The organism is Hippea sp. KM1, from assembly GCF_000526195.1.
In the GTDB taxonomy this organism is placed as follows: Bacteria; Campylobacterota_A; Desulfurellia; order Desulfurellales; family Hippeaceae; genus Hippea.
Genome location: NZ_JAFP01000001.1, coordinates 1473378 through 1497974 on the forward strand (window position 1 = coordinate 1473378; position 24597 = coordinate 1497974).

Below are 24597 nucleotides of genomic sequence, written 5' to 3' on the forward strand. Positions count from 1 at the left end.
CCATCGGCGTGCTTTCCGCTATTTCTTTATGGAGTTGAATATATCTATCAGGTTTTTATGGATGGTCTTAAGCCTCTTTCCCAAAAGCGGGAAAAAGACAGAGGTCTCCGATAGGAATCTGCAGTTTTCTAAAGATATTAACTTATCGGTATCTATATCGGCATCAATGTAAAATTCCACTATAACGCCCTTATCAGAGATAGAGAGCTTTTTAACATAGACCTCCTGGGATGCTATCTTTAAGGATGCAAGCAGAAACAGGTTTTCAACCGGCTCAACAAATCTGCCAAACCTATCGACAAGTTCGTTTTTAAGTTCCTCCAGCTCATCCTGGCTCTTGATATTTGCAAGCCTTTTGTAAATCTCGACCTTTTTCTGAGAGGAGGCATACTCATCGGGTATATAGACATCAAATGTGTGCTTTATCTCAACATCCCTTTTAGTCGGCTGATTCTTAAGCTCCCTAATAGCCTCCTCTATCAGCGATAGATAGGTGGAAAAGCCAACGGACTTTATCTTGCCGGATTGATCCTTGCCCAATATGTTGCCGTATCCCCGAATCTCCATATCCTTTAAGGCCAGATTAAGGCCAGAACCCCTCTCTATAAACTCAGTCATATACTCAAGCCTCTTCGTTGCATTCTCGGTCAACTTACCCCTATACAGCAGATAGGCATAGGCCGTCCTATCACCCCTGCCTACCCTGCCCCTCAACTGATGGAGATCCGATAGACCAAACCTATCGGCATCGTCTATGATTATCGTATCAACGGATTTTATATCGAGACCCGATTCTATAATCGATGTCGAGATGAGTATATCGAACTCACCGCTGTTAAACTGCTCAAATACAGACTTTATCTGTTTCTTGGGCATCTTTGCATGGACAATACCCTTCTTTGCAAACGGAAGGAGGTTATCCAGTTCGGATTTTACCCTATCCATCGTCTCAATACTGTTGTGAACAAAATACACCCTGCCCTCCCTGGACAACTCCCTCAAGATGGCATCCCTTATGATGGATGATTTTCTCTTTGCAATTATCGTCTCTATCGGCTTTCGCTCAAGCGGCGGCGTCTTTATAACGCTTATATCCAAAATACCGTTAAGCGACATGTTAAGCGTCCTGGGTATGGGTGTGGCACTCAAATAAAGCATATCGGCATGCGGGTATTTAGACTTCAGATGCTCCTTAACCTTAACACCAAACCTATGCTCCTCATCGATTACAACAAGCCCCAAATCGGCAAACTCCACATCCTTGGAGTATACGGCATGGGTTGTTATGAGTATATCTATGCTCCCCTGCTTAAGACCCTTTAGAATCCTCTCCCTTTCGGATTTGGTGCTAAAACGGCTGAGAATCTGGATCTCCACAGGGAAGCTTCTAAATCTATCCTTTAGGTTCTTAAAATGCTGAAGGGCCAGAACCGTTGTTGGAACCATAAAAACAGCCTGCCTGAAGTTGAAAACGCATATAGCTATAGCCCTTGCCGCAACCTCAGTCTTACCAAAGGAGACATCGCCGCAGATAAGCCTGTCCATAGGCACATCCCTTGACATATCCCTTTTGATGTCGTCTATGGCCTTAAGCTGATCCTGCGTCTCATCGTATTCAAACATAGCCTCAAATTCCCTAACCTCCAATAGATCGACATCGTATGGTTTCCTCTTTATGAGCTGTCTCTTTGCATAGGTATTTACAAGCTCGGTCAGAATCTTCTTTATCGACCTCTTTATGCTCTCCTGGTTCTTCTGCCACCTGTTGTTCCTTAAAGAGCTCAGCCCCTCGCTTCCGTGATAGGCAAGCAGCATATCACTGTTATAAACCGGCACATAGACCCTATCGCCCTCATCGAACTCAAGCTCAAAGAAGTCTTCCTTTTTGCCCTCTATCTCCATCTTCTTCAGGCCCTTAAACAAGGCTATACCGTATTTCTTGTGAACCACCTTATCGTTGGGGCTAAACTCAACAGCCCTGGGTTTTCTAAATCCCCTGACCCTGCCGCTTGCCTCAGATAGACCAAACAGCTCGGCAAAGGCAACAAAGGCCACACCCTCCTTTTTATCCCACACCCCCCTATCCAAATATCCGTCATGGAGGTATACTCCAGGCAGAAGCCCCGTGTTGCCATCCTTTAAAACCTTAAACGGTATGCCCCTGAAGGAGAGAAACTCCTCAACGCGCCCCATCCTAACTTTAGACCCGCAGGCGATTATGATCCTGTTATCGGAGGATCTCTTCTTAAGAAGCTCTATCTTATCGTCTATAGGCATGGATTCGTTTATCAACCTGCTTAAGGAGAAATCCTCCCCTATGCTATCAAACTTATCAAGAAAGCCAAGAACCCTCTCCCTGGGTGCAAACAGCCCATCATCCTTATAGAAACCGATGAGCTTATAGACAGAATCGATGTGCTCCTTATCCAAACAGGCAAGGCTGGCAAAACCGCTAAAATCGTAATCCATCAGGAACTGATTATCCCTCAAAAGCACATAACCGAACTCATCATCCTCTGATTTGTATTCCAAAGCGGGCAGCACAACAGCCTCTTCGATTTCTTTATAGGTTCTCTGATTCTCAGGATAGAACAGCTTTATGCTTTCAATCTCATCGTCAAAGAACTCTATGCGAAACGGCTTATCGTAATAGCCACAAAAAACATCAACTATGGCGCCCCTCTTTGAGAATTCTCCAATCTCATAGACCATATCCGTCTGAGTGTAATGGTTGTGCAAAAGCCTCTTTATCATCTCATCCCTATCGATAACACCCCCTTTTTTTATCTCAAAAACACCGTCTATAAACCTATCGAGGCTTATCATCGGCTGGATAAGGGCGTTTATGTTAGTAATAAAAACAACCCTTGATCTTGCATTAATGAGCCTATACACAGACGCCAATCTGTTGGATACGGCATATAAGGAGGGCTTTATGGACGAATGGGGTGGTATCTCATAGGAGAAAAACTTACACACCTCTATCGTACTTGAAAAGAACCTTGAAAAAAACTCCAATTCGGCCGCAAACTGCTCAATCTCCACATTGTCTTTAAGTACGATTAATGTATGGGATCTATCCTTCGATATTCGATATGCAAGAGCGCTTAGATTCATCTTTTAACAATACAATAGGAGACGGCCAGCGGGGCTATATATTTTAAGGCAAACCTCAAGGCCTCATCCCTTGATTCAAAACTGCCCACCAACACCCTGTAAAACCTCTCACCACCAATCATCCTGCTTACGATATAAACACCCTTAATGATGCCTGCAAGCTTATCCTTATACCTGATGGCATTGTAAAGGCTTCTAAAGGAGCCAAGCTGAACGGCATAAGTATCAAAACCGCCATCTATGGTGGTGTCTATGGTTATCTTATCCAGCCTATCAGCAGGCGGTGGGTTGTTTTCAACCCTGCCGTTTCTGCCAATTACTATGAGCCTGACGGGGGCTGTTCCTGTGCCTATCATGCCTATATCCTTAGCGGCCGCATAGGATAGGTCTATAATCCTTCCCTTCACAAACGGCCCTCGGTCGTTTATCCTGACAACGGTGGATCTGCCGTTGTTGAGGTTTACGACCTTAACGATTGTATTAAACGGCAGCGTCTTGCTTGCGGCTGTATGGGCATACATGTTGTATATCTCACCGTTTGCGGTGCGCCTGCCGTGAAAGTTGGGCCCATACCACGAGGCTATGCCCTCCTGTGTATAGCCCAAAGGAACGCTGCTTAAAACCTTATACGGGTAATAGCCACCGCCGCCTGTATAGACGCCCCTGCGCACGCACGAGACGGCAACCAGACCAACAACCAGCAGAACAACAATCCTTTTAATCATAAACCAAATCCCTGATTATGTTTTCAGTCTCTGCCTCGTCGTGATCTGATGGTATTATCCTTTCAAACACCTTAACCCTGACAACCCCACTATTCAGCGCCAGCTTTCCAACGGGCATTATAGCACCTGAGTTGTCTATCCTTACAGGGTATATGGGAAGGTTCTTCTTCTTTGCAATCAACACGCCCCCTCTTTTGAACGCCTGCTTGTTCTTCCTTGTCCCCTGGGGGAATATAACAATACCACCCTCAAAATCCCCCTTCACAAAGCGCAGGAGGGCTGCTGCTGCCTTCTTCTCGTTCTGCCTATCAACGCCGATAACGCCTATGTCCCTCATGGCCTTGCCCAAAAACGGTATATTAAACAGCTCCTTCTTTGCTATCCAGTTCAGCTTAACCCTGCTGCATCTATAAAGGGCCAGTATATCAAAATAGCTCGAGTGGTTGGGCATGATTACAAATCTATCACCCTCAAGACAGCCATCGCATATCACCTCTATATTGAACCTTTTAAGAACATCATCGACCCACAACCTAACAACATCCTCATCTATCCTTCTATGCTTCAAAACATAAGAGGCGGTTAGAAGGGCAAACCCCAAAAAGTTAAAGAAAGGCCTCATATAATAACCCTAAACACGCTCCCGTTGATGGATGTGTCTATCTCTATCCTGCCGTTTAGTATCTCAACGGCCTGCTTAACTATGGCAAGGCCCAATCCCGTGCCGTTTTTCTTGTTTGTATAAAAGGGCTCAAATATCTTATCCACATCGTCTATGCCCTCACCATCATCCCTTACACTCAGCACAACACCCTCGTCCGTCCTTTTAAGACCAAAAACGACCCTGCCCCTTGCGGCCTCTATGGCGTTTGTCAGTATATTCACAGCGATACTCTTCAAAAGGTTCCTATCACTAACAAAGTCAAACGCCTCAACATCCTTTTCAAACACAACACCGCTGCCCTTTATCCTGGGGTATATCTCAAGCTCAACCTCCTGGGAAAAATCCAAACTCTTTATATTCTCAGGGGCGTAATTTATGGTTTTTGTAAACAGAAGCGTGTTGTTTATGATGTTGTTGATCCTCTTTATGCTCATCATGATATTATCGACTATATCCTTCTTGCTGCCATCATCCAGAAGCGGCACAAGCAACTCTATGCTGGCAAGGGGATTTTTTATGTCGTGGGCGATGGATGCAGCCATCTGTCCAATAATGGCCAGCTTCTCCTTTTTCTGATTCTCCTCTTTGAGTTTCTCCATCTCGGTTATATCGCTAAACACCACAACGGCACCGTCTGCCGTCTCATCCTCCAAGACGCACGAGGCAGATATGTTTAGAATCTTATCCTCCCCACCAACATTAACGGTAATCTTCTTGGAGGCCTTTAGATAGTCAACAATCTGACAGGCCCCCTTATCCTTAAGCTCACCAATAGCAAATACTTCTCCAAAATGCTTGCCCTTTACCCCATCCTCATCCAAATTGAATACAGATGATGCCTTCCTGTTGAATGTCCTTATAATACCGTCTGAATCAACCGAGCAAACACCCGTATCTATGCTTTTGAGTATATTCTCAAGGTATTTCCTGTTTCTTTCAAGGCGTCCCTCAAGTTGCTCAAACTTTACCTTCAGCTGATTGTAAGACTCCTCCAACTTCTTGCTTGTCTGTATAACAGCCTCAAACATCAACTTCAGATTGGTAAGCTTATCCTCACTCACAGCAACAACGCCTTTAGTATCTTCACATATTCACTATTGGGATAGGTTCTATAGAGTTTCCTGTAGGCCTCTTTGGCCTTCTTCTTGTCCCCCATCTTCAGATAGCTTAAGGCCTTATAGAAGAGAACCTTCTCCTTGAATCTCAGGTTATTCTCCACATTACTGAGTATCTCTATGGCGTTTTTGTAATGCTTTAGCTTATACTCACACAACCCTTTTAGATACACAACATAATCGGAATATATCCTGACCCTTATCTGAGACAACACACCTTCTGCATCTTCAAATCTGTTGAGTTGATACAAAACCCTGGCAAGCCTGAGCCTTAGATAATCCTTCATCAAACCATCAGAGAGATTCTTGATGGCCCTGTTGTAAAAATCATACGCCTTGTTGTAATCGCCGTTGAAGTAATTGATATCGCCAAATATCATATTGATGTAATCGATATACGGCTTCTGCTGCGGTATACCGTTTAGGACATCCGAGGCCTTCAGGTTGTTGCCCACCTCAACATAGTATTTGGCTATCACCGTGTTTTTGCACAGCTCATCCTTGATGTCATACATAAACTTAGACACATAGCCAACCCTATGTGTAAACACCAAAGCCCAGCTGAGCCTGCAGTAATCTGCTCCATCCGGTTTAAGCAGCCGTGCGTATGCATAAATCCTGTCTATGGTATCCATAGACGGCATCTTATAGAACCTATCCAACAGCTTATTTATGCTATCTGCCGCCATCGGTATAGCGAGTTTGTTGTATTTGCTATCACTGTAAAGCTTCTTTAGCTTTGCCATGTATTCCAAGGCCTTGGAGTAATCCTTCTGCCTGTAATTCTTCTTGGCATACACATACAACGCCAAAGAGACCACCTCTGGGTCGTTTTTGTATTTGGCCATAATCTCGTCTATGGTCTTTTTATCCACATCGCCCTTTTTAAGCTTGCCCTCATCCATCAACTTTCTGGCTTTAGCCTTCAGCTTGGCGTCTTTTGAGAACTTCAGGATATATTTACCCCTGTAATTCAGATCATCAAAGTCGCCCTTCTTCAGATCGCACCTCATCCTGTCTATATAGATATGCTCTATTATCTCCTCCTTATGGGTCTGTTCGGCATAAGAAAAGACCCTATTGGCCTCCTTGTAATCCTCATACTCACACAGGGCAATACCCACATCGCCCAACTCAACATAGAACTTCTCAGGATTTATACTCTCCAGCTTCTTCGACATGTAATAATAGGCTAAAACGGCTTTGGCATAGTCTTTTTGTCTGAAGAAACACTCAGCCGATATAAGCATACAAACGGGATAAAACTTACTCTTCTTATCCACATTTAAGAAAACCTTTAAAGCGTTCCTGCACCTGTTCTCTGTGTAATAGCTATAGCCCAACATGAACTCGGCCTTGTAATACCACTCTGTATCGGCATAGTCCTTCATTATGCGTTTATAGATGTTCCTTGCAGACATATACATCTTCCTCTTTATGTATATGTCGGCCATAGAAAACAGCGTCTGGGCAACCGCAGAGTTTTTGGGAGCAAACTTGATAGCAGACTCGTATGTCTTGATGGCCATATCATACTGCTTTAGATTTTTATAGCAATCACCCAACAAGAAATAGGCGTTTATAAAGAAGTTGCTTGAGGGGTATTTCTTTATAATCTCCCTAAAAAAAGCAGCAGCAAGCCTGTAATTCTTTATGTAAAACGCCCTTATACCGCTAAAAAAGAGCATCTCATCGTATGTTTGTTTAAACTTCTGGGTTGGCGAGAATGTATTTTGAGATGTGTAAAACGGTATGGCAATAAGCTCTTGGGGCACACCCTTAAGGGGTTCAGCCTTATGCTTGGCCATCTGCAGGGAGGGTTTTACAATAACCACATCGCCCTGCTTTTCAAAATCGGGCTGATACCCTTTGTTGCACTCAATTACAATCTGCGAGGAGTTGTCGTTGTTCTCTATGTAAAAGCTCTTAAAGTAAGCATCCTTTAAATTTTGGGCTATAAACTCCTTCTTGACCCGCTTGCCAGCAAAAAAGGCCACAAAATACCTACCCTTCACATAGAGATAGGCATCCTGCGGCACCTCGGTCAGCTTAAAGTAAGGGGTTGTGCCCTCCTTATAGAAGGCAAGCTCAACCCCAAAGGCCCTTATGGAAATAAAAAGTATCAGACAGAGTAAAACATAAACTCTTCGCAGAGCTTTTCCACCTCTTTTCTGATTTGGGCATACTTCTTCTCATCGCCCAGGTTGTTCAGCGTCTCTGTAATAAACTCACCAATCTTTTCCATCTCCTTCTCTTTCATACCACGGGTGGTAACAGCAGGCGTTCCTATTCTTATACCGCTTGTAACGAACGGGCTTTTGGTCTCACCCGGCACGGTGTTCTTGTTGACCGTTATGCCGACCTTGCCCAAAGCCTCCTCAGCCTCTTTGCCTGTTATATTCTTATCGGTCAGATCCACAAGCATCAGATGGTTGTCCGTTCCGCCGCTAACCAATTTAAAGCCGTTGTCCATCAACACCCTGGCGAGCGTTTTGGCGTTTTTTACCACCTGTTTCTGATACTCCTTAAACTCATCGGTCAAGGCCTCTTTAAAACAGACGGCCTTGGCCGCAATAACATGCATCAAAGGCCCACCCTGCATGCCCGGAAAGACCATCTTATCTATCGGTTTTGCAAAGAACTCCTTTGTCATAATCATACCACCACGCGGACCCCTCAAGGTCTTATGCGTTGTGGTGGTGACAAATTCGCAATAGGGAATTGGGCTTGGATGTATTCCTGCAGCAACAAGCCCTGCAATATGGGCAATGTCTGCCATCAGATAAGCACCCACGCTATCTGCAATCTCCCTGAACTTCTTAAAGTCTATTGTCCTTGGATAGGCGCTTGCACCGCATACAATCAGTCTTGGTTTAAACTCATCTGCAATGGCAGCAATCTCATCGTAATCGATCAAGCCCGTCTCGGGGTTTACACCGTATCCAAAGCTTATAAATAGCTTGCCTGAGAAATTAACCCTCGAGCCGTGGGTCAGATGTCCGCCGTTTGTTAAATCCATACCAAGCAATCTATCGCCGGGCTGAAGGGTTGCAAGATAGACAGCCATATTGGCCTGAGAACCTGAGTGCGGTTGAACATTCACATGCTCCGCACCAAAGAGCTCTTTAGCCCTATCGATTGCAAGCTCCTCCACAACATCAACATACTCACAACCGCCGTAATACCTCTTATGGGGATAACCCTCAGCGTATTTGTTTGTCATGATCGAACCTTGAGCCTCAAGCACAGCCTCAGATACCAGATTCTCGCTGGCGATAAGCTCAAGGCCATACATCTGCCTCTTCTTCTCATCCTCTATAGCCTTATAAACTTCGGGATCAAAATCCTTCAAAACACTCATAACGCCTCCAAATCAGAGATTTTGTTTATTCTGCGCTGGTGCCTCCCACCATCGAACTCGGTACTCAAGAATATCTTAACCATCTGCTTTGCAATCTCAACACCCGTCGTCCTGCCGCCAAATGCCAGGATGTTGGCGTTATTATGCCTGCGGGCAAACTCAGCAGTGTATGCATCATGGCATAAGGCGCACCTAACACCCTTGATCTTATTGGCTGCTATGCTCATACCGATTCCCGTTCCACAGATTAGTATACCCTTAGAGCCATTTTGTGCAACCCTAATGGCCACCTCTTTTGCTATATCCGGATAGTCGCACGATTCTTCAGAGAAAACGCCGACATCCTCAACCTCTTCACCCAACTCCCTCAAGAAGTCCTTTATCCTTTCCTTCAACTCAAATCCGCCGTGGTCAGAACCTATTACAACCACTTCCTCCCCCTAAACAAATTTTTGCCAAGTTATACCAAAAAATTCTCCAAATTCAAATGAAAGATGGCAAAAAACAGAGTTTCACATGTGAATAATTAACTATATTGACTTTCAGTTTATAATACCTAAATTATTAGCTTAAGAAAACGGTCTTTTAAAGGGATTAAAAGCAAAGGTTATTAACTAACTGATTTTAGAAAATAATAAAAGTTTTTAAGGAGGTGGCATATGTTGGGCAATGTCTCCATTAAAACCCTTGTTATCAGCGGGCTTTCGATAGTTCTATTGGGCTTTGTTGTAATGGTTACAATGAATGTAAGCTTTATCAACAAAAGCAAAAGCCGCCTTGTTAGGGTTTATGCAACCGATTTTAAACAGATAACCGAATACCACAAGATAGAAAGGGGGTTTAACAAAGGGGAGAGATTGCTCATAAAATCATACATAACGAGGGACAGAAAGCTCATCAATCAGGCAAAATCCCAATTCTCATACGCAATAGAAGCAATTGATAGGCTCCTAAACAACCCATCAATTAGCGGCAACGAGAAGCAAAAACTAATCAACTTAAAAAACCTTCTAAATAAACAGCTCACCATCGCACTCAATCAGTTAGAAGAAACCATGAAAACGGGCAACTATTCAGAAGAAGAATTGTCAAAGATGGACAGCATGGCATCAACCATAGAGGCAGCGATCGTAAACATAACAGACTCAAACCTAAACCAGGCCGAAGCATCGCTAAGAAGCGTAATAAAGAGCATAAACAGGAATGCAACAACCACATTCATCGCATACGGCATATTGGCTGTAATACTCATAATCATATTCATCGTTACAAAATCGTATCTAATCAACCCATTAAGCGGTGTTGAAAGTGTTATGAACGAGATAGGCAAGGGCAACCTAAACGCCCGATTCAATGTCTGGACACACAACGAGATCGGCAACCTAAAAAGGCAGTTGAACAACATGGTGGACAACCTGCAAAAGATGGTCAACAACATAAAAGAGGCTGCCGATGCCATGGTAAACCACTCCGCTCACCTATCATCTGCCGCAGTCCAAATGTCTGCTGCCAATGAGGAGGCCACACACGGCATGGACGAGATCGTATCGGCAATAAGCGATACATCCAATGCCATAAACAGCATTGCAACATCCACAGAAAACATCACACAGCTGGCAGAGGCTATAGCCGAGGTCAACAAGAAGATGCTTGAGGATATGGAGAAAAAGGTAAAGAGGATGAACAAAAATGCCGAGCTGGCAGAAAAAACCATGGAGCAGATAAACATCGTCGGCGAATCGTCAAAAGAGATAGGCAAGATCGTCGATGTAATTAGCGATATAGCAGATCAGACCAACCTGCTTGCCCTAAATGCCGCCATTGAGGCAGCAAGGGCTGGAGAGGCAGGACGGGGCTTTGCCGTTGTTGCCGATGAGGTGAGGAAGTTAGCAGAGAAAACACAGCGCTCGACAGAGGAGATCAGGGCCACCATCATAAAGATGCAGAAGGATGTTGAAAAGGCCATAGAGAGAACAGAACAGACAAAGGAGAGCATACTCTCTGAGTCTGAGGCAATAAAGATAAACGAGGAGCATGTAAACGAGGTCGTTGAAAGAACAAACAGAACCATAGACGAGATACACTCAACCAGCGCAGCAACGGAGGAGATATCCGCAACGGTCTCTGAGGTCGACTCACAGATCAAAGAGATGCAAAACGCCATAAGGGAGAATGCAAAGGCAGCAGAGGAGGTGGCAAACGCATCGGTTGAACTGAAAAACATCGCACAAACCGTGCTTGATTTAGTAAACAAGTTCCACTAAGAACCCAAAGGAGGCAGGGGGTAAAAATCTCCTGTCTCCCCGCTTATTCTTAATCTTTTAACCAATTCTCTATTTATACACCGAACATTTTAACTAACCACCTTTTTACAAGTTAACTTGCACTTGACGATATGAGACCAATCGATTATACTTATAATAAGTGAATTAATAACTTATGTAAAATGTTTTTTTTTTTTTGCGATTTTTAGTAAATAAAAAAATTTTTCAGGAGGTGGGCGATGTCGAATGTATCGGTGAAGAAAATGATTGCTGCATTCTTTATCCTCATCATAGCGGGCCTGGCAATAGGGTTCTATGCCACCATAACATCAAGCAAAAGCATCAAACAGAAAACCAGGGTCATATACTCCAGGGATTTGGGTCAGGTCAGCCTGTATAACAAGATAAGGGAGAACTACTCAAAGGCAGAGAAATACCTTCTAAAGGCTTACTTCCTTAAGGATGAAAGAATGCTTAAAGAGGCAGAGAGGTATTTTGAGAAGGTGGATGCGCTTATCGAGAAAAACATAAACAGCGCCAGGATAGGCTCAACAGAAAAGCAAAGACTATCAACCCTAAAATCGGCAATAGACAACCAGTTGAGGGTCGCCTTAGGTCAAATAAACCTCAACTCAAGCAAGATAAGCTATGAGGAGTTCCAGAGATTCGATAAACTTACCCAATCCATAGATGAGCAGATAAACTCTATTCTGGGCAACAGGATCAGTTTAATCAGATCATCAATCACAGGCATCTATAGGGGCTTAAATAACCATGATAGACTGATGTTTGTTGTGTATGCCTCCATTGCAGCGATAGTAATACTGGGCTTTATGGCCTTTACAAAATACCTAATAAAACCGTTAAGCGGCGTTGGTGATGTGCTTAACAAAATCGGGGATGGCGATCTAACCGCCAGGTTTAATATATACACAAACAACGAGATAGGCAAACTCAAAAGAAACATAAACTCAATGGTTGAAAATCTGCAAGCCATGGTAAATGAAACAAAAACGGCATCCGATGCCATGTTAAAGGGCTCATCCAACCTATCATCGACAGCCGTTCAAATATCGGCTGCAAACGAGGAAACATCAAGGGGCATGGAAGAGATAAAAAATGCCATAGAGGATGCAACAAAGGCCATTGAGAGCATAGCAGAATCGACAGAAAACATAACATCCTTAGCCGAAGGGATAGCAGAGATAAATCAAGAGCTGATAAAAGATATGGAAGAGAAGCTCAGAATGATGGAGATCAATGCAAGGTTGGCCGAAAGAACGATGGAACAGATCAATGTTGTCGGCGAATCGTCAAAAGAGATAGGCAAGATCGTCGATGTAATTAGCGATATAGCAGATCAGACCAACCTGCTTGCCCTAAATGCCGCCATTGAGGCAGCAAGAGCCGGGGATGCTGGACGGGGCTTTGCCGTTGTTGCCGATGAGGTGAGGAAGTTAGCAGAGAAAACGCAACTATCAACAGAGGAGATCAGAACAACGATTACGAAGATGCAACAGGATGTGGATAAGGCCATAGAGCAAACCATCAAGACAAAAGAGAGCATACTATCGGAAGCCGAATCCATCGAAAGAAACAGGGAGCATGTAAACGAGGTCGTTGAAAGGACAAACAGAACCATAGACGAGATACACTCAACCAGCGCAGCAACAGAGGAGATATCTGCAACAATGACAGAGATAGACTCCCAGATTGGCGAAATCACAGAGGCAATAAGAGAGAATGCAAAGGCGGCTGAGTCCATAGCATCCCTATCCGTGCAGCTAAAAGATACAGCTCAGAATGTTTCAGACCTGTTAAATAAGTTTAAATAAAGGGTTAAACCTATGGGGGCATGCCTTATAAAATTTAGGGATTTACAACAAAACAAAAAAATAATATAAGGTAGGTTGAGGATTGTTGGGTTAAGAATATTGAGAATAAAAAGCCTGTTATGAAAAGGATAGAGTTTGACGAGGCAACATTAAAGGCCATAAGCAACACAACCATATTCGGCGTGTATGTCTATCAAAAAGACGGTCGATTTGTCTTTGTAAACGACGCATTCTGCAGGCTTGTGGGATACCAGAAGGAGGAGCTTTTAAGCGGCCAGGTAAAGCTTTTGGATCTAATCAAGGATGAATATAAAGAAAGGGCCAAAAGCATCATCGAGCGCAGGGTTGCAGGCGAGTTCTTCTCAAGGGAGTTTAGCGAAATTACATACCTAACAAAGGACAGACAGACAAAGCTTGTTTTAAACTTCGGCTATACAGTCATATACGACTCCAAACCCTCAGGCTTTGTAATCACCGTGGATATAACAAAACAGAAAACCTATGAGATACTATACAAGGCACTGGCCAAGGTAAACGAGTTATCCACTAACATAACCCAGGAGGATGAGATACTCAAACAAACGGTCAGGGTGCTGAATGAGGATGTTGGGTTTGACCTTGTATGTTTAGGGTACGTGGATGAGAAAACCGAACTGTTTAAGGAGAAATACATAGCAGGCAAACAGACATACATAGACATCTTCAGAAACATAAAGATATCGGTGAACCCCGACATACCCGAAGGAAGGGGAAGCATAGGCCGCTCATACAGGGAAAAGAGGATCGTCACCATAAACAACATATACTCAGACAAAGGCATGTCTGCCTGGAGGAGTGTACAGAAGAGGTTTGGTGTCTATTCGGTCTGCTCCATACCGCTTTTCAAAAACGGTGATATCGCCTATATCCTTATTTTGTATTCTAAGATACCTAATATATTCTCAGGCGAATTCATGCACCTGATAAACAGCTTAAGCAAAACCCTTAACTCCACACTGGAAAAGCTCGAAACACAGAAGTGGAAAACCATCCTGGAGGAGGCCGTCAATTTAGGGTTTGAGTTTATCCTCATAGCAGAAGAAGACCTAAAAATAGTCTATGCTAACGACAATGCAACACAGACCCTGGGCTACACAAAGCATCAATTGCTAAACAAGAGACTGAACGAGATAGTATACCAGGAGAACGACAGGGATATAGGCGAGGTTATAGAAAAGCAGGATTATAGCGGCAATTGCCTGGTGTTTAAGCTAAAAACGGATGAGGGCAACATCAAGAAGGCCCTCTTCCACCTATCCAAGGTAAAAACAGACAGAACATACATCATAGCCGCAGGCAAGGACATAACAGAAAACACCGAGTTGCAAAGGCTCATAGAAAACGCCTTAAGGAGGGATAGCATCACAAACCTCCTAAACAGATATGCCTTTACCGAAGCCATAGAAAGATACATAGAAAGGGCCCAATATCAGGATAGATTGGGCGCCGTGGTTGTGCTAAAGCCGATAAACTTCTCCCTGATAAACGAGGTTGTGGGTTTCCAAAAGGGCAACCTGATACTCAAAGAGATCGGCGAAAGGATCAAAAAACACCTAAGAAGATACGACATAATAGCCAAACTGGAGTCCTCCAAGTTTGCCATACTCCTGAAAGATATGAAAAGAGAGGAAGACATACTCGTTATCAGCATGGATCTGATAAGACAACTATCAAAGCCATACGACATAGACGGCCAGAGGTTTAACCTCTCGTTTAATGTGGGCATTAGCATATACCCGATAGACTCAAAAGACCCGATAGGCTTACTGGATAAGGCCGAGATTGCGCTCATCGATGCCAGACTCAAAGGCGAAAACTCCATAGGGTTCTATAAAGAGGAGCTAAAGAGCGAAACCGAAAGGAAACTGAAGATCAACCAGGAATTCCCAGAGGCGTTAAAGAACAAGGAGTTTGTCTTATACTTCCAGCCGTATTTTAGCATAGCGACGGGTGCAATAGAGGGGGCCGAGGTCCTTATAAGGTGGATAAAAAACGGAACCGTCATATCGCCGCTTGAATTCATACCGATCTTCGAACAGACCAGAAACATAGTTAAACTGGAGAACTATATAATCGACGAGGTGGTGGAGCTATTAAGCACTAATTCAATAGACAAACCGCTCTCTGTCAATATATCGGCCACAAGCCTTATGGATGAGGCCTTCACAGAAAAACTCATAGGCTTACAGCCCCAATACAAAAAGCTCATAAACATCGAAATCACGGAGAGGTTGTTTTTAGACAAACCCGGCAGGGCAAGCAGCATACTGCACAAGCTGCGCAATGAGGGTTATAGGGTATACATAGACGATTTCGGAACGGGTTATTCATCGCTTTCCTATATCTCAAACCTCCCTATAGACTGCATCAAGATAGACATCTCATTCGTCAGGCAAATGATGGAAAACCCCAAGACCAAAGCCATTGTGAAAACCATCGTCTATTTAGCCCAGCAACTCAACCTAACCACCATAGCAGAGGGCGTTGAAAGCAAAGAGCAATTAGAAACCTTAAAAGAGATGGGATGCCAGATTGCCCAGGGCTTTTTATTCTCAAAACCCCTACCCAAAGAGGAGTTCTTAAACCTTTTAGAAAAATACCAATAAAGCTAAAGAGTCCTTATGCCAAAGCCAGCCTTGACAAGAAAATAACACTTTGATATAAAAACAGGCGCAGCTTAAAGGCGGTGGAGTTCGCCTTAAACTGCCCTCTCTTTTTGGGCCAATAACTCCTATTAAAAACTATATTTGAGGTGGTTTATGTTGTGGGTTTATAGTGTCATGCAACTGTTCTTTGTGGCCGCCTTTGCACCCTTAATTGTGGGTATTTTCAACAAACTCCTTGAGATTTACCAATCCAAGGAAGGCCCTCCGATCTTACAGCCCTATTACGACCTTGCAAAACTGTTCAGAAAACAGAGCGTCATACCTCAGGTTGCATCGGATCTGTTTCAGGTTGTTCCATACATCACATTCTCCATGTATTTATTCTTAACCCTGGTTCTGCCTATCATTACCGGTTTTCCCTTGATATTTGGCCCGACGGTTGATTTTATCGGCGGCGGGTTGATATTTGCAGCCATAGCAACGCTAAAGAAGCTTGCAGCCTTAGACAGCAGAAACAACTACTCCCACATGGGTGTTTCAAGGGCATCAAGTATCGGCGCACTCTCAGAACCCATAATCGTCCTCATATTCATAACATTCGGTGCCATATCCCACACAAACAACCCCTATGTGGTCAACAACATACTGCAGACATCGACCCATTGGTATGCCTCACTCGTTCACTGGTTTGTTGTATTTGCCTTCTTCATGGCACTATTGATTGAAACGGGCAAATTGCCCATAGAATCCCACACAAACAACGAATTCGGCATGATAGACCAGGCCATAGAGATGGAGTATTCATCCAAGGAGTTGGCGTTTATGAGGTGGGGCAGCTATATAAAGCAGTTTCTCCTTATGAGTGTATTCTTAAACGACTTCCTGTTTCCCTTTTTTCTGCCTATGAAGCCCGATTTTTGGTCTGTTTGCGTCTATAGCGTAATCCATCTAATAAAACTTACCATCCTGGTGTTTATTATTGCAACCATCCAATCCACCATATCCAAATACAAGCTATTCAAAAACTTTGAATATGTGGCCATAGCCTTTTCCTTTGCCCTGCTTGCCATACTGGTCTTTTACACAACCGGAGGTGTCTTATGAAGGATGCCTATATAGTCGTGGGATTTCTGCAGATTATACTCATACTCTTTATGCAGTGGCAGGTGTATCTAAAAAAGATGGTTTTAACATTTGCCGTCTCATCGGTTGCCATAGCGGTGTTGCTGTTTGTGAATTTTCAAATAACACAAGAATTGTCCCTGCTAATTTTGGCTCTGCTTACACTATTTGTCAGAGCCATATTCATACCCTCGTATATCTTGAAAAAACTAAAACCACCCCACAGGGAAAGGGAGGTAAAACAGACAATCCCAACAAGCCTCTCCATCATTATCTCCGTTTTGCTGGTTGTGTTTTCCTATACAATTTACAGAACAGCCCTGTTTAGTAATATTGACATACAGGCAGGCTTCATACCAATAGCCATTATAATCCAGGGCATGTTTTTGATAGCATCACGCAACAATGCATTCGTTCAGCTTATAGGCTATATGGTAATAGAGAACGGCTTGTTCTTGTTCGGTGGATACATGTTTCCCGATCTGCCGTTTGTTATAGAAGGCGGAATACTCTTAGACCTCATAGGCGTTGTTATGGTCTCTGCAATCATAATGAGGCTAAGGGAGGAATCCGTATCCGATGTAATAGACGAATTCGAAGAGTTCAGGGGGTAGGAGATGTTTTACTATTTACCGATAGGGTTTAGCCTAATAGCCTCCATATTTTGCATAACAAGAAGAGACGGTCTGGCCGCTTTAGTATCAACCATTTCAGCAGGTCTAAGCGTTGTTAGCTCATTCTATATACTGAACCTTCAAACGACAACATCCCACCTTTTATTGATAGACGGAAAATCAAAAATAATGCTTATAATTGTGTCTATAATCTATCTAACAAGCGTACTGTTTTCTTTAACCTACCTTAAACATGTCCATAAACCGCTGCTTAAGAGAAGCCACTATTATCTATTCCTAAACCTGTTTGCTGCAAGTATGCTCTTCAGTGTCATACTCAACAATTTAGGCCTTATCTGGGTTGGCATAGAGGCAACAACGATAACAAGCGCCCTCCTTGTTGCTATAGACAACGACGAAGCAGCTATTGAGTCGTCATGGAGATACATAATAATCGTATCGGCAGGCCTCATCATCTCACTTGTGGGCATTGTATTCATCTATGCATCAACCCACACGCTTATATTGAGCCAAATAAAACAATTAACCTTCACAAACAAGAAACTGCTTGTGTTGGGCGGGGCGTTGACTATAGTTGGCTTTGCAACAAAAGCCGGAATCTTTCCCATGCATAGCTGGCTTGCCGATGTGCATGGAAGGGCAATAGCACCCGTAAGTGCGATATTTTCTGCAGTCCTTCTGCCTGTGGCTTTGTTTGGCCTGTTTAGGGTGCTTGAGGTTATGCCATCTGCCAAACTCCATATATTTGCCTTTATGCTTGGCTTTTTGAGTGTCGCTTTTGCATCGATATTTCTCATAAACCAGAAGTTTTACAAAAGGATGTTTGCATATTCCTCTATAGAAAACATGGGTATGATACTCATAGGTTTATCCCTAAATACAAAATACTCACTATTGGGGGCTTTTGTACTGCTTGTTGCCCATGCCTTTGCCAAATCATCGGCGTTCTATACAACGGGCAACATATTGGCGGTGTTTAATTCAAGAAAAATCAGCGATATAGAAGGCCTAACAAAAATATTGCCAACCGCAGGATACAATCTTGTGTTGTCCACGCTGGCTGTAAGCTCAGCACCCCCTTTTGGCACATTCTTAGGCGAGATATTGATAATCTATGCCCTATACTCAACAAAGGGGTTGGCACTGACACTACTGTTGGCTGTTTTTCTTTTACTTGATTTCTTGGCTCTAAACGGCAAAACGGCCCAGATGGCATTCTCCAAAACCCAATCAACAAGGATAAAAAGTGAATCATCCATGAGTCTAATCATACCTGTCCTAAACACGGTTCTGGCGTTTTTGGTTATATTCGCTGCAGGTTTTATTGAAAAACTCATAACCACGGGGATGATAAAATGAGATTGTTGGGGATACTAAGGGACGATAGACTGCTTATTCAGGATAAGGATAGGTTGTTTGTAAAAAAGGCCAGCGAATGCAGCTCAACATTTGAAAACCATGACCTAATAAAGAACAGGGATATATCCATAGGGGGTGGCAAAACCCAGGGCAAGGGCGTTTTTAATTTCAGATACGGGCCAGTGTCTGCTGGTGTGGCAGAGGCCGGAGTTTTCAATCTTTACACATATGGAGAGAGGATCCTGTCTGTTGAAATTGACCCAGGCTATAAAAAACGCAACATAGAAGCCTTAATGGTGAGAAAGACACCCTCCGAGGCATTAAGGCTGGCAGAATCGATATGCGGAAACTTCTCATTCTCCCATTCATTGGCCTTCACAGAAGCTATAGAAAACCAAGCTGAAATAGATAAAACAACCCAGAGGGTAAGGATAATAGGCCTTGAATTGGAGAGGGCTTACAACCACATACACCAGATAACAAGGCTTGCAAAGGGGGCATCCCAAACTGTTCTTACATCCCATCTTGAATGGATCTTTGAGGAACTTCTAAGAATAAACAAGCTCCTTTTTGGCAATAGATTATTGAAGCACTCAAACCTCATTGGCGGTGTGAAGATCAACCTTGCCAACTTGAAAAAGGCAAAAAATAGAATAATGCTCTTAAGGGAAAAATTCGAAGAGCTATACGAGCATGCCCTGCAGAGCTATAACTTTATAGATAGGCTTTACGGCGTGGGAAGGTTGAATAAAGAAAATGCCATAAAAATCGGTCTTAGTGGACCTTCCCTTAGGGCATGCGGAATAGAAGAGGACCTAAGACGGTTCAACCCCTTGTATGAAAACTTAGAGATAACCACACGCTCGGGGTGCGATGCTTTGGCAAGGATGGAGGTAAGGGCTGATGAATTTATAAATTCGTGCAATATAATCCTATCGCAGATAGAAAAGATAGACAACGAACCCAAAAAAGAAGAGATTCAAATAAAAGACGGTGATTACTTAGGCTATTCCTGCTCCCCAACAGGCATTATAGCCTACTATTTAGAGATAAGAGACGGCCTCATAAGCTATGCTTACATCTCAACGCCATCTGTTTTTGGCTTTATGGCATTTGCAGAGGCCATAAAAGGATACATATTCACTGATTTTAGTTTCACCTTTGATTCATTCGGCATAAACTTTTCAGACTGTGCAAGATAAGGGAGGAGATATGAAGCCGTGGGCGATTTATGGCATAACACAAAGGATAACGGAGGGCTTTAATAAAACCAAAGAGGCGGTAAGGTCAATATCCCCGATTTTTAAAAAATCACTCCACATCTTTCCCATAGATGTATCAAACGACAACAGCCTAAATTTTGAAATAGCCGCCCTACAAACACCGCAATACAACATCCACAGATTCGGCATATTCTTTTGCGATTCACCCAGACATGCGGATCTCCTTCTTGTTTTGGGCAAATGCTCACCAAAAATGGTTGAACCCTTAAAAGAAACGGTCAATCAATTGCCACAGCCGTTTGGCATTATGGTGATAGAAGACAACAGCGGGATAGGCATACCTGTAAAGGAGTTAAATTTAGGCAATATCATAGGTTATTATGAAAAACCATTAACCGCAGATGAAATATTAAATGCCCTGTTAAATATAATGGAGGCTGAAAAATGATTGAGGTAATAATAGGCATATTCATAACCGGTGCTCTTTTGGGGTTTGCCAAAAAACAGCTAAGCTATGCAACGGCTGCTATAGCTTCCTTTTTGAGCTTTATACTGGGCTTTGAAGCGGTGTTCTTAAATTTAGCCATAACACATGTGGTGCACTTTATAGACGGCATAAAGATAGGTTTTTATCTGGATAAGACATCGGGTCTGTTTTTGATGATGGCATCCATCTCGTGGTTTGCAATATCCTTGTTTTCAATAGACTTTGGAAATCGATACAAACAGAGGATGTCTATATTTATCAATCTGGCAATGCTGGGAATGTTTTTATTGCTCGTATCATACGATATGTTGATGCTGTTTGCAGGCTTAGAGATTATGACCATATCATCCTATATGCTTATTGCAGAGCATGAAGGCTCATATAAAGAAGCTTATGAGTTTCTATTATTCGGTGAAATATCGACACTTTCTCTGATAATAGCCACAGCGGCCCTATACGCATCGACAAAAACCATAGCCCTAAATGCACAATCAAAAAGCCTACCGTTTCTAATCTTTGCATCCCTGGGATTTATGGTGAAGATGGACATGGTGCCGTTTCACACCTGGCTAAAGAGGGTGTATTCAAAAGCACCCGCAAATGCCTCAGCCACACTCAGCGGTTCAATGACCCTTATGGGGGTGTACGGCCTTGTAAGGGTTATGCAAATAATCGGATACACACACGGCTGGGGGATTGCAGCCATAGTTTTGGGCAGCATATCGGCTTTCTGGGGCGCCATAGGGGCAGCATCATCGAGGGAGTTGAATGTATTGCCGGCTTATTCAACAATCGAGAACAACGGTATGATCTTGGCCCTTCTTGGACTATCCGCTATAGCTTACTCATTCTCTTTAAAGTCAACCCTGCATGAGTTTGCCTTCTTGGGAGCTATAGTAATTGCCCTATCCCACAGTATAGCAAAAACACTGATGTTTCTATCTATAGGTGAGGCGAAGGAAAGACTGCAGGAGGAAACCATAGACGGGGTAAGGGGAATCTATAAAAGCGTGGGCAAGATACCGGCTTTAGGTATCTTAACATCGGGGCTTTCCTTTGGAGGATTTCCGTTGTTTCTGGGTTATGTTGCAGAATGGATGCTGCTTGAGGCGGTGTTTCAGTCCTATCAATTCACAAGCATTCTCGATAGAATAGCAAGCTCGACGGCGGGTGTGCTGATGGCGCTTGCCATGGGATTTGCTTCATTCTCCATGATAAAACTCATAGGGTATTCAGCTCTCGGGTATCACCACAACAAGAAAGCCATAAACATGCCTGTATTTGCCATGCACATATCCCAACTAATACTAATCATCTTGCTTATCGGGCTTGGAGTCCTTGCGCCCGTGTGGTTTATCCATATAGGTTATCCACAGTTTGTCGGTGGGCTATTGGGTGTTCCAGAAGGGTGGTTAATTTTAAGTGCGAAACCCATCTTTGGCGTTGTGTCGCCGGCATTTCTGCTTATTGTAATCCTGGTCTTATTTATCGTGCCCTTTGCCATCTATACAAAAAACAAAAAGACCACAAAAAGGGTTGTATCTTGGAACGGCGGATTGCATCTAAAAGAGGAGGAATACTTCACAGCCAACGCATTTTCGTTCATACTTGAATACATACTGCGCTTTATCTATAACATGAAAGAGATAAAACAAAACAACGAAGCCTTTGTTGTGGTGGCAGATGTATTCGACTCTGTATATCAACGGCTTTCAAGACTCACCAAAAAGACAACATATACAATAAGCCATATAATTATGAACGGTAAGGTTTCTTTCTATGTATCGTATATACTCATCATGTTTATAATAACCATTGTTGTGTTTAGCGCAATTTAGATTTGCATTTTTGATTCTTATTTTGTAAGCTTTGAGAAAACTTTCCGAGCCTAACCTCCTAAGGCCTTTAGCTATGGAGGCTGGCCGATAGGGTGTAAGTGGAAACGCTTACGCCTCCCGTGTTTGGAAAGGAAGGTGTTTATGCACAACCATTCTCTATTTTAAGCCATTTACATATTTTTTATAGGAGGTTTGACATGCGTTATTTTGTATGGGTATCGGTGTTTATTCTATCTTTTTCTTTTACCTCTTTCGCACAAACGCTTTATTGGTTCACCGGAGCAGGTATAAAAAAACCGGCTCAAGTAATAGCAAAAGCATTCAACAAAACCCACAAAAACAAAGTGGTAATCATCGCCGGAGGCTCAGGTCAGGTTCTAAACCAGATAATACAATCAAAAAGGGGCGATATATATACGCTTGTTGATGTGGATTTTCTAAAGAAAGCACAACGGTTTAGGGCCATATCGGGATACAAAAAGATACTCAAATTAACACCAATATTTCTTTTATCCAAAGACGGAGAGAAAAAGATAAAAAGCTTCTACGATCTTGCAAAAGACGACATAAGAATAGCAGGGGGAAATCCCAGGGCCATGTGCTTGGGTAAAACATTTAAACAGATAATCTCAAAGCTCCCCTCTAAAATGGCCAGCAAGATTCAAAAAAACATAGCAGTCAGATGCCTAAATGTATTTCAAATAGTGGGATATGTTAAAGAGGGCGTTGTGGATGCAGGTATTGTTTTGGATAAAGCCTTAATAAAAAACACTCATCTAAAATATATAACCATACCGCAAAGATACAATGTAAATCGATACGGCTATGTGGCTTTGGTTTCATACTCAAAAAACAAAAAAGCTCAAGAGGAGTTGTATAATTTTATATTAAAACATCTCTATGTTTATAAAAAATTTGGGTTCGAGGTGATAAAATGAGAAAAGCATTTATTGTTTTTATACTTACTTTATTTGCGAGAACTGCTTTCTCTTATCAGTTATACTGGTTCTCGTCAGCAGCTATTAAAAAACCATCACAAAAAATAGCCAAACTATTCAACAAAACCCATAAAGACAAAGTTATATTAATAAACGGCGGGACAGGACAGGTATTGCAGCAGATGATTCTATCAAAGAAGGGTGATATATACACATGCATCGACCCAAAGTTCTTTAAAATAGCCCAAAAAAAGGGTCTGGTTCTGGGGTTCGAAAGATTTATCAGACTAACTCCTGTTATGGGGTTATCGCAAAAGGGCAAGCAGAAGATAAAGAACTTTAAGGACCTATTTAAAGACAATATAAAAATAGCGGCAGGCAACCCAAAAACTATGGCTTTGGGTAAAACCTATTTTCACATATTAAATAAACTCCCTATTGAGATGGCATCAAAGCTTAAAAGTAATGTGAAAGTTGAGGCCATAAACATCTCTCAAATTATAAATTACCTCAAGCAGAATACGGTTGATGCTGGGCTTGTATTCAAATCCACAGCTAAAATAAACGGATTTGATTATGTAGAAATACCTAAAGAATTCAACCAAATAAAGAAAGGTTATATAGCCAAAATATCCTTTACCAAAAACAAAAAAGCGCAAAATGAGTTGTATAATTTTATACTAAACCATCTCAACATATACACCCAATTTGGCTTTGATGTTATACATTAAGGTTTGATATTCAAAGGCTGGCCGCTAACCATAAAAACAAACCTCTCCGACATGGCGGCCACTCTTTGATTCAACTCACCAAGCAAGTCCATATACCGCCGTGATAGTGCATTGTCAGGCATAATACCCAAACCCACCTCATTTGAAACAACAATAACATCAAAAGAGGCAGCTTCTAATGCTTTCAAGAACAGCTCAATCTGATTCTCTTTTTTGTAAAACAACAGGTTTGAGACCCAAACAGTTAGACAATCTATCAAACAGACATCAAAGCCGTCTGCTTTGTTTAAAACATCGGCCAAATAGACAGGCTCCTCTTTTGTCTTAAAGAGATTACCCCTTTCCCGCTTATGCTTTTCTATTCTTCTTTTCATCTCATCGTCAAAGGCTTCAGCCGTTGCAACAAACAATCGATGTTTATAACCCAAAGAGAGCTCCAAAGCGTATCTGCTTTTGCCGGATTTTACACCGCCTGTGATCAGGGTTATTGCCATAGCACCTCCAAGTGCTTGAATTATATTTTAAAAAACTTAGAATT

At 42.6% G+C, this 24597-nt stretch carries 19 protein-coding genes and 2 riboswitches; of the genes, 11 read left to right on the forward strand and 8 right to left on the reverse strand.

Translation table 11 applies throughout. The features are described from left to right. Positions 1-18: 18 nt before the first annotated feature. From D891_RS09590 to rpiB, 7 genes are all read right to left on the reverse strand, one after another. A complete protein-coding gene (locus tag D891_RS09590) occupies positions 19-3117 on the reverse strand; it encodes a DEAD/DEAH box helicase (protein WP_025270510.1) in 3099 nt (1032 codons plus the stop codon). Next, entirely contained in the window at positions 3114-3842 is a 729-nt protein-coding gene (locus tag D891_RS10055; RefSeq protein ID WP_051453576.1) for a septal ring lytic transglycosylase RlpA family protein, read from the reverse strand. The genes D891_RS09590 and D891_RS10055 overlap by 4 nt, the downstream gene beginning before the upstream one ends. After that, positions 3835-4464, reverse strand: a complete 630-nt coding sequence (locus D891_RS09595) for a lysophospholipid acyltransferase family protein (protein WP_025270511.1) — start codon at positions 4462-4464, stop codon at positions 3835-3837. The genes D891_RS10055 and D891_RS09595 overlap by 8 nt, the downstream gene beginning before the upstream one ends. Next, complete coding sequence (locus tag D891_RS0107530) at positions 4461-5567, reverse strand: sensor histidine kinase (RefSeq protein ID WP_025270512.1); 1107 nt, start codon at positions 5565-5567, stop codon at positions 4461-4463. The genes D891_RS09595 and D891_RS0107530 overlap by 4 nt, the downstream gene beginning before the upstream one ends. Further along, positions 5564-7660, reverse strand: coding sequence for a tetratricopeptide repeat protein (locus tag D891_RS0107535; protein ID WP_025270513.1), 2097 nt, complete (start codon positions 7658-7660; stop codon positions 5564-5566). Before D891_RS0107535 ends, D891_RS0107530 begins: the two co-directional genes overlap by 4 nt. A gap of 83 nt (positions 7661-7743) precedes the next feature. Further along, complete coding sequence (gene glyA / locus D891_RS0107540) at positions 7744-8982, reverse strand: serine hydroxymethyltransferase (protein WP_025270514.1); 1239 nt, start codon at positions 8980-8982, stop codon at positions 7744-7746. Continuing rightward, complete coding sequence (gene rpiB, locus D891_RS0107545; protein WP_025270515.1) at positions 8979-9413, reverse strand: ribose 5-phosphate isomerase B; 435 nt, start codon at positions 9411-9413, stop codon at positions 8979-8981. The genes glyA and rpiB overlap by 4 nt, the downstream gene beginning before the upstream one ends. 228 nt (positions 9414-9641) lie before the next feature. On the opposite strand from rpiB, the gene D891_RS0107550 reads away from it, so the two are divergent. From D891_RS0107550 to modA (D891_RS0107600), 11 genes are all read left to right on the forward strand, one after another. Beyond that, complete coding sequence (locus D891_RS0107550) at positions 9642-11246, forward strand: methyl-accepting chemotaxis protein (protein WP_025270516.1); 1605 nt, start codon at positions 9642-9644, stop codon at positions 11244-11246. Positions 11247-11485: 239 nt separating this feature from the next. Then, complete coding sequence (locus tag D891_RS0107555; protein ID WP_025270517.1) at positions 11486-13081, forward strand: methyl-accepting chemotaxis protein; 1596 nt, start codon at positions 11486-11488, stop codon at positions 13079-13081. Positions 13082-13200: 119 nt separating this feature from the next. Beyond that, positions 13201-15726, forward strand: a complete 2526-nt coding sequence (locus D891_RS0107560) for a sensor domain-containing phosphodiesterase (protein ID WP_025270518.1) — start codon at positions 13201-13203, stop codon at positions 15724-15726. Positions 15727-15793: 67 nt separating this feature from the next. Then, positions 15794-15861: riboswitch (Fluoride riboswitch) on the forward strand. 18 nt (positions 15862-15879) lie between these two features. After that, complete coding sequence (locus D891_RS0107565) at positions 15880-16830, forward strand: respiratory chain complex I subunit 1 family protein (protein ID WP_025270519.1); 951 nt, start codon at positions 15880-15882, stop codon at positions 16828-16830. Next, positions 16827-17462, forward strand: coding sequence for a hypothetical protein (locus D891_RS0107570; protein WP_025270520.1), 636 nt, complete (start codon positions 16827-16829; stop codon positions 17460-17462). Before D891_RS0107565 ends, D891_RS0107570 begins: the two co-directional genes overlap by 4 nt. Positions 17463-17465: 3 nt before the next feature. Continuing rightward, a complete protein-coding gene (locus tag D891_RS0107575; protein WP_025270521.1) occupies positions 17466-18842 on the forward strand; it encodes a proton-conducting transporter transmembrane domain-containing protein in 1377 nt (458 codons plus the stop codon). Next, complete coding sequence (locus D891_RS0107580) at positions 18839-20044, forward strand: hydrogenase large subunit (protein WP_025270522.1); 1206 nt, start codon at positions 18839-18841, stop codon at positions 20042-20044. Before D891_RS0107575 ends, D891_RS0107580 begins: the two co-directional genes overlap by 4 nt. A gap of 10 nt (positions 20045-20054) precedes the next feature. Beyond that, the gene (locus tag D891_RS0107585; protein WP_025270523.1) at positions 20055-20513 is read left to right on the forward strand and encodes a hypothetical protein; all 459 of its coding nucleotides are present in this window, start codon (positions 20055-20057) and stop codon (positions 20511-20513) included. Further along, the gene (locus D891_RS0107590; protein WP_025270524.1) at positions 20510-22390 is read left to right on the forward strand and encodes a proton-conducting transporter transmembrane domain-containing protein; all 1881 of its coding nucleotides are present in this window, start codon (positions 20510-20512) and stop codon (positions 22388-22390) included. Before D891_RS0107585 ends, D891_RS0107590 begins: the two co-directional genes overlap by 4 nt. 30 nt (positions 22391-22420) lie before the next feature. After that, a riboswitch (molybdenum cofactor riboswitch) is annotated at positions 22421-22540 on the forward strand. Between the two features lie 47 nt (positions 22541-22587). Beyond that, positions 22588-23328 carry a molybdate ABC transporter substrate-binding protein gene (modA, locus tag D891_RS0107595; RefSeq protein WP_025270525.1) on the forward strand — a complete coding sequence of 247 codons (741 nt, stop codon included), beginning with the start codon at positions 22588-22590 and terminating at the stop codon, positions 23326-23328. Continuing rightward, entirely contained in the window at positions 23325-24059 is a 735-nt protein-coding gene (modA, locus tag D891_RS0107600) for a molybdate ABC transporter substrate-binding protein (RefSeq protein WP_025270526.1), read from the forward strand. The genes modA (D891_RS0107595) and modA (D891_RS0107600) overlap by 4 nt, the downstream gene beginning before the upstream one ends. On the opposite strand, the gene cobU is transcribed toward modA (D891_RS0107600), so the two are convergent. After that, positions 24056-24553 carry a bifunctional adenosylcobinamide kinase/adenosylcobinamide-phosphate guanylyltransferase gene (cobU, locus tag D891_RS0107605; protein WP_025270527.1) on the reverse strand — a complete coding sequence of 166 codons (498 nt, stop codon included), beginning with the start codon at positions 24551-24553 and terminating at the stop codon, positions 24056-24058. The two genes, modA (D891_RS0107600) and cobU, sit on opposite strands and share 4 nt — an antisense overlap. Between the last annotated feature and the right edge of the window lie 44 nt (positions 24554-24597).

Excerpts from the sequence above, each read along its gene's own strand:
- D891_RS09590 (WP_025270510.1), bottom strand. The coding sequence starts at position 3,117 with ATGAATCTAAGCGCTCTTGCATATCGAATATCGAAGGATAGATCCCAT.
- D891_RS10055 (WP_051453576.1), bottom strand. The coding sequence starts at position 3,842 with ATGATTAAAAGGATTGTTGTTCTGCTGGTTGTTGGTCTGGTTGCCGTC.
- D891_RS09595 (WP_025270511.1), bottom strand. The coding sequence starts at position 4,464 with ATGAGGCCTTTCTTTAACTTTTTGGGGTTTGCCCTTCTAACCGCCTCT.
- glyA (WP_025270514.1), bottom strand. The coding sequence starts at position 8,982 with ATGAGTGTTTTGAAGGATTTTGATCCCGAAGTTTATAAGGCTATAGAG.
- D891_RS0107550 (WP_025270516.1), top strand. The coding sequence starts at position 9,642 with ATGTTGGGCAATGTCTCCATTAAAACCCTTGTTATCAGCGGGCTTTCG.
- D891_RS0107555 (WP_025270517.1), top strand. The coding sequence starts at position 11,486 with ATGTCGAATGTATCGGTGAAGAAAATGATTGCTGCATTCTTTATCCTC.
- D891_RS0107560 (WP_025270518.1), top strand. The coding sequence starts at position 13,201 with ATGAAAAGGATAGAGTTTGACGAGGCAACATTAAAGGCCATAAGCAAC.
- D891_RS0107565 (WP_025270519.1), top strand. The coding sequence starts at position 15,880 with ATGTTGTGGGTTTATAGTGTCATGCAACTGTTCTTTGTGGCCGCCTTT.
- D891_RS0107570 (WP_025270520.1), top strand. The coding sequence starts at position 16,827 with ATGAAGGATGCCTATATAGTCGTGGGATTTCTGCAGATTATACTCATA.
- D891_RS0107575 (WP_025270521.1), top strand. The coding sequence starts at position 17,466 with ATGTTTTACTATTTACCGATAGGGTTTAGCCTAATAGCCTCCATATTT.
- D891_RS0107580 (WP_025270522.1), top strand. The coding sequence starts at position 18,839 with ATGAGATTGTTGGGGATACTAAGGGACGATAGACTGCTTATTCAGGAT.
- D891_RS0107585 (WP_025270523.1), top strand. The coding sequence starts at position 20,055 with ATGAAGCCGTGGGCGATTTATGGCATAACACAAAGGATAACGGAGGGC.
- D891_RS0107590 (WP_025270524.1), top strand. The coding sequence starts at position 20,510 with ATGATTGAGGTAATAATAGGCATATTCATAACCGGTGCTCTTTTGGGG.
- modA (WP_025270525.1), top strand. The coding sequence starts at position 22,588 with ATGCGTTATTTTGTATGGGTATCGGTGTTTATTCTATCTTTTTCTTTT.
- modA (WP_025270526.1), top strand. The coding sequence starts at position 23,325 with ATGAGAAAAGCATTTATTGTTTTTATACTTACTTTATTTGCGAGAACT.
- cobU (WP_025270527.1), bottom strand. The coding sequence starts at position 24,553 with ATGGCAATAACCCTGATCACAGGCGGTGTAAAATCCGGCAAAAGCAGA.